This is a genomic window from Rhodococcus sp. P3_B8 (genome assembly GCF_056402775.1).
Window position 1 is genome coordinate 1 of the sequence record NZ_JBFUGT010000361.1, and the last position, 6010, is coordinate 6010.

Here is a 6010-nt window from a genome sequence, read left to right on the forward strand (position 1 = left end):
GTGGAGCACCATGCGGTTCTCGACGCGGTGGAGTGGCTCGAGAAGCACGAGGGTGCCCAGGTCACGTGGCTGCCCGTCGACGAACTGGGCCGGGTGTCCCCGCAGGCGCTGCGCGACGAACTCGCYGTCCACGCGGACGAGACGGCCCTGGTCACGATCATGTGGGCCAACAACGAGGTCGGCACGATCATGCCGATCACCGAACTCGCCGCCGCGGCGGCCGAGTTCGGTGTGCCGATGCACAGCGACGCCGTCCAGGCCGTCACGCACATCCCCGTGGACTTCGCTGCGAGCGGGCTGTCCGCGCTGAGCATCGCCGCGCACAAGGTCGGCGGACCGCAGGGCGTCGGTGCGCTGCTGCTCGGACGGCAGGTGCCGTGCGTGCCGCTGCTGCACGGCGGGGGCCACGAACGAGACCTGCGTTCGGGCACCCCGGACACGGCGGGTGTCGTCGGTATGGCGGCGGCGCTGCGCGACACGACCGCCGACCTCGACGCCCGCGCGACGGAACTGACCGTCCTGCGCGACCGCCTGATCGAGCGCGTCGGCGAGATCCTTCCCGACGCCGTGCTGAACGGGCCGGTGGGCAGCGCACGACTGCCGGGCAACGCCCACTTCACGTTCCCCGGCTGCGAGGGCGATTCACTGCTGATGCTGCTCGACGCCGCCGGGATCGAGTGTTCCACGGGCTCGGCCTGTACCGCCGGGGTCGCTCGTCCGAGCCACGTCCTGACCGCGATGGGCGTGGATTCCGCGACCGCGCGGGGATCGTTGCGCTTCTCGTTCGGGCACACGTCGACGGTCGCGGACGTGGATGCAGTCATCGCGGCACTGCCGCAAGTTGTGGAGCGGGCCCGCGCCGCCGGGCTCGCCGGTGTCGGAGCGCGTGGAGGGGATCGTTGATGCGAGTACTGGCGGCCATGAGTGGCGGCGTGGATTCTGCTGTGGCGGCGGCACGGGCGGTCGCAGCCGGACACGACGTGGTGGGCGTGCATCTCGCGCTGTCCGCCGAGCCGGGCACGCTGCGGACCGGATCCCGGGGCTGCTGCTCCAAGGAGGACGCCGGTGATGCCCGGCGTGCCGCGGACGTGCTCGGAATCCCGTTCTACGTCTGGGATTTCGCCGACCGCTTCAAGGAAGACGTGATCGACGACTTCGTGGCGTCGTATGCCGCGGGGGAGACCCCCAACCCGTGCCTGCGGTGCAACGAGAAGATCAAGTTCGCGGCGCTCGCGGACCGTGCGATCGCCCTCGGGTTCGACGCGGTGGCCACCGGCCATTACGCGCAACTCGAGAACGGCGTGCTGCGCCGTGCCGTCGACGCGGACAAGGATCAGTCGTACGTGCTCGGTGTGCTCACCGCCGAGCAGCTGTCGCGGGCGATGTTCCCGGTGGGTGACACTCCGAAGGACCGGATCCGGGAGGAGGCCGCCGAACGCGGCCTCGCCGTGGCGAACAAGCCCGACAGCCACGACATCTGCTTCATCCCGTCCGGCGACACCCGCGCATTCCTCGGCGCCCGCATCGGTGTCCGCCCGGGCAGTGTGGTCGACGCCGATTCGGGTGAGGTGCTCGCGGAACACGAAGGTGTGCACGGTTTCACGATCGGTCAGCGGAAGGGTCTCGGCGTCCAGGGTCCCGCAGCCGACGGGCAACCGCGGTACGTGACGTCGATCGAACCCGACACCGGCACCGTCCGTGTCGGTTCCGCACGCAACCTCGAGGTGCACGCGATCACGGCGGACCGCGCCGTGTGGACGTCCGGGAGCACGCCGGTCGGACCGGTCGAGTGCACCGTCCAGGTCCGGGCCCACGGCGGTCTCGCCGAGGCCGTCGCCGAAGCGGTCGACGGCGGCATCGCGATCTCCCTGCGGGAGCCGCTCACCGGTGTCGCGAAGGGGCAGGCCGTCGTCCTGTACCGGACCGATCCGGCAGGCGACATCGTGCTGGGCAGCGGAACCATCTCGGGTACCGACGCACGTCCGAACACGCAGTGACGCAGGATATCTCACTGGCCGGTGCCGTCACCGGCGTCGGCTCGTGGCCGGGTACCGATCCGCGTGAAGCCGCCACGATCGTTCTCGGCGAACTCGGCCGGCTCCCGCACCTGGTCGAGTTGCCCGCCCGCGGGCTCGGCGCCGACATGATCGGCCGCGCCAGCGCTCTGCTCGTGGATCTGCAGCTGGACGTGTCCACGACGGCTTACCGTGTGGTGCAGCGTCGCGGCTCGGTCGCCAAGCGGGCGACCGACCTCCTGAACCAGGATCTCGATGCGCTCGAGGAGGCGTGGGAGAGTGCGGGCCTCGTCGGCGCCGACCACGTGGTGAAGGTGCAGTCGGTGGGCCCACTCACGCTGGCGGCCGAGGTGGAACTCGGCACCGGCCGGCGCGTGCTCACCGACCCCGGTGCGGTGCGCGACTTCGCCGAATCGCTGGGCGAGGGGCTCGCGCGGCACGCCGCGGAGGTCACCCGACGTCTCGGCGCGCAGGTGTTGGTCCAGTTCGACGAGCCGCGTCTGCCCGCCGTGCTGGCGGGGACACTGTCCGGTCGCTCGCGGCTCGAGACCGTGCGGGCGATGCCGGAACCGGAGGCTCTCGCCGTGCTCGAGGCCGCCCTCGCCGGCTGCGGCGCGGTGACCATGGTGCATTGCTGCTCCGCGGATCTGCCCACCGACCTTCTGCGGCGCAGCAGTGCCCGCGCGGTGGGTCTGGACGTGTCACAGCTGGCGTCGACGGACCTGGACGGCATCGGCGAGTTGCTCGACGCGGGCAAGGAGCTCGCACTGGGCCTCGTCCCGACCACCGCTCCCACCGTGCCTGCCACGTGGCGCGACCTGGCTCGACCTGCGGTGACGCTGATCGACCGGCTCGGGTTCGCGCGCACGACGCTACGGACCCAGGTCGCCGTGACGCCCGCCTGCGGGCTCGCGGGCGCCGACGCGTCCTGGAGCCGGGACGCCCTGAAGTTGTGCGCCGAGGTGAGTAGCGCGTTCACCGACGACCCCGAATCACTCTGAGTCCGGCATTCGGTGTCGGCCGGACCGGTTAATCTTCGGTAGTGAGTGAATCGACCGAAGCCCCGACACCGGCCCCCGGACACGTCCGGGAGCATTGGAACGAGCTGGCCGAGGAAGTGCGGCAGCACCAGTTCCGCTATTACGTCCGCGACGCGCCCATCATCTCCGACGGCGAGTTCGACGTGCTGCTGGGCGAGCTGAACGACCTCGAAAACCAGTACCCCGATCTGCGGACGCCCGATTCGCCGACACAACTCGTCGGCGGCGGTTTCGCCACCGACTTCGCCTCCGCCGATCATCTCGAGCGGATGCTCAGCCTCGACAACGTCTTCGCCACCGACGAACTGCGCACCTGGATCAGCCGGGTGGAGCAGGAGACCGGGCCCGACCTGCACTATCTGTGCGAGGTGAAGATCGACGGGGTCGCGCTGAACCTGGTCTACGAGAACGGCCGACTCGTGCGGGCCGCCACCCGCGGCGACGGCCGGACCGGTGAAGAAGTGACGCTCAATGCGCGGACCATCGACGACATTCCGGAAAAGCTCACCGGCACAGACGAATACCCGGTCCCGGCACTCCTGGAGGTGCGCGGCGAGGTGTTCTTCCGGCTCGAGGACTTCGCCGCACTCAACGCGGCGCTCGTCGAGGAAGGCAAGGCGCCGTTCGCGAATCCCCGAAATTCCGCGGCTGGGTCGCTGCGGCAGAAGAATCCGGCCGTCACGGCCCGCAGGCGCCTCGGGATGATCTGCCACGGACTCGGCCGGAGCGAAGGATTCGAGCCGGTCTCCCAGTACGACGCGTACACGGCTCTGGCGGCGTGGGGCCTGCCGGTGTCGACCCACACCGCCCGCGTCACGGGCGCGGACGCCGTCGTGGACAGGGTGCAGTACTGGGGCGAGCACCGGCACGACGTGGAGCACGAGATYGACGGTCTGGTGGTCAAGGTCGACGAGACGTCGCTGCAACGCCGGCTGGGGTCCACGTCCCGGGCGCCGCGCTGGGCGATCGCCTACAAGTACCCGCCGGAAGAGGCCACCACCAAGCTCCTCGACATCCGGGTCAACGTCGGTCGCACCGGCCGGGTCACMCCGTTCGCCTATATGGAACCGGTCACGGTCGCCGGCTCCACGGTCTCCCTCGCCACCCTGCACAACGGGTCCGAGGTCAAACGCAAGGGCGTGCTCATCGGCGACACGGTCGTACTGCGCAAGGCCGGCGACGTCATCCCCGAGGTCCTCGGACCCGTGGTCGACGCCCGGACGGGCGACGAGTACGAGTTCGTGATGCCCACCCACTGCCCGGAGTGCGACACACCGCTGGCCCCCGCCAAGGAGGGCGACGCGGACATTCGCTGCCCCAACCAGCAGTACTGCCCCGCGCAACTCCGGGAACGCGTGTTCCACGTGGCGGGCCGCGGCGCATTCGACATCGAGGTTCTCGGCTACGAGGCCGCCACGAGCCTGCTCGAAGCCAAGGCGATCGGCGACGAGGGCGACCTGTTCTCGCTCACCGAGGACGATCTGCTCAAGACGTCGCTCTTCCGGACCAAGGCCGGCGGCCTGTCGGCCAACGGCCGCCGGTTGCTCGACAACCTCGATTCCGCCAAGGACAAGCCGCTGTGGAGGGTGCTGGTCGCGCTGTCCATTCGCCACGTCGGTCCCACGGCGGCGCGTGCGCTGGCCGGTGAGTTCGGGTCGCTCGCGCGGATCCGGGAGAGCTCCGTCGAGGAACTCGCGGCGGTGGACGGGGTCGGCGGCACCATCGCCGCGGCTGTCGCCGAGTGGTTCGGCGTCGACTGGCACCTGCAGATCGTGGAGAAGTGGTCGACGGCCGGGGTTCGCATGGAAGACGAACGCGACGAATCGATTCCGCGCCACCTCGAGGGGCTGTCGATCGTCGTCACGGGGTCCCTGGAGACGTTCTCGCGCGACCAGGCGAAGGAGGCGATCCTCGTCCGAGGTGGTAAGGCCGCGGGTTCGGTGTCGAAGAAGACGGCATTCGTGGTGGTCGGCGAATCGCCGGGCTCGAAGCACGACAAGGCCGTCGAACTCGGAGTGCCGGTCCTCGACGAGGATGGGTTCCGCCGACTGCTGGAGGGTGGTCCGGACGCGGTCGCGGATTCCGGGGTGTGATCGGAACCTCACGCTCGCATTTTGGGCGGCGTGAGCAGTCCTGTCATAGTTCTGGACATGATCGAGATTCGGAATGCGACGCCGGACGACTACGAGGCCGTTGGTGACCTCACGGTGATCGCCTACGTGGGCGGCGGATTCGTGGAGGCGCACGATCCGTACACGAACCGGTTGCGCGACACCGCCGAGCGGGCGGAGAAGGCGGATGTGCGGGTGGCCGTGAAGGAGGGCCAGATCGTGGGTTCTGTCACGATCGCGGATCCGGCCTCCCCGTACGCCGATGTCGCGCAGCCGGGTGAGCTCGAATTCCGGATGCTCGCCGTGACACCCGACGCCCGCGGTTCCGGGGTCGGGTCGGCGCTCGTGCGGCACGTCCTGGACACGGCGTACGACCGCGGGGACCGCGCGGTCGTGATGTCCACCCAGCCGGACATGGAAGATGCCCGCCGCATCTACGACCGCAACGGTTTCGTGCCTGTGCCCGAACGCAATTGGGCGCCCGTGCCGGGTGTCGAGCTGACCGTCCTGGTCCGCGAGCTCGTCTGAGGCGACCACCCCCGGACCTCCCGGCCCGGGACGGTGGTCAGCTCAGAACCGTCGCGATGATGCCGGCGAGGTAACCCAGCCGGGCGATCTCGGACGGACGGAACTCCGGGCCGCCGGGACGGCCGAGCATCAGCACACGGCCGGTGGTCCCGAGGGGAGCCGCCGCGAGTGTGGTGTTCATGTCGCGCCACACCTGCGGCACCCAGTCACCCTCGCCGTCGAGCGCGGTGGGCTTCTCCAGCGGCATCCACGGGATCTCGGTGGCATGGGTCTCGGGAGCTCCCGAGCTGCCGACCACACGGTATGCGCCGTGCGG

5 protein-coding genes and 1 pseudogene are annotated in these 6010 nt (G+C 70.0%); 5 read left to right on the top strand and 1 reads right to left on the bottom strand.

What is annotated here, in order from left to right; translation table 11 throughout:
- From AC1D1G_RS40250 to AC1D1G_RS40270, 5 genes are all read left to right on the top strand, one after another.
- The coding region (locus tag AC1D1G_RS40250) for a cysteine desulfurase family protein (protein WP_477956387.1) at window positions 1–903 on the top strand (903 nt) is incomplete at its 5' end.
- A complete protein-coding gene (gene mnmA, locus AC1D1G_RS40255; protein ID WP_016883114.1) occupies window positions 903–1997 on the top strand; it encodes a tRNA 2-thiouridine(34) synthase MnmA in 1095 nt (364 codons plus the stop codon). The genes AC1D1G_RS40250 and mnmA, both read left to right, overlap by 1 nt.
- Window positions 1994–3016 carry a methionine synthase gene (locus AC1D1G_RS40260; RefSeq protein WP_280781715.1) on the top strand — a complete coding sequence of 341 codons (1023 nt, stop codon included), beginning with the start codon at window positions 1994–1996 and terminating at the stop codon, window positions 3014–3016. The genes mnmA and AC1D1G_RS40260 overlap by 4 nt, the downstream gene beginning before the upstream one ends.
- A 41-nt stretch (window positions 3017–3057) precedes the next feature.
- Window positions 3058–5148, top strand: coding sequence for an NAD-dependent DNA ligase LigA (gene ligA, locus AC1D1G_RS40265; RefSeq protein ID WP_418340904.1), 2091 nt, complete (start codon window positions 3058–3060; stop codon window positions 5146–5148).
- Between the two features lie 57 nt (window positions 5149–5205).
- The gene (locus AC1D1G_RS40270; protein ID WP_011598364.1) at window positions 5206–5694 is read left to right on the top strand and encodes a GNAT family N-acetyltransferase; all 489 of its coding nucleotides are present in this window, start codon (window positions 5206–5208) and stop codon (window positions 5692–5694) included.
- 37 nt (window positions 5695–5731) lie between these two features.
- Here AC1D1G_RS40270 and AC1D1G_RS40275 read toward each other — a convergent pair.
- Window positions 5732–6010: pseudogene (locus tag AC1D1G_RS40275) on the bottom strand (amino acid-binding protein); the annotation flags it as partial.

Bases quoted from the DNA above. Each gene is read 5' to 3' on its own strand.
- AC1D1G_RS40270 (WP_011598364.1), top strand. From the start codon at position 5,206: ATGATCGAGATTCGGAATGCGACGCCGGACGACTACGAGGCCGTTGGT.
- mnmA (WP_016883114.1), top strand. From the start codon at position 903: ATGCGAGTACTGGCGGCCATGAGTGGCGGCGTGGATTCTGCTGTGGCG.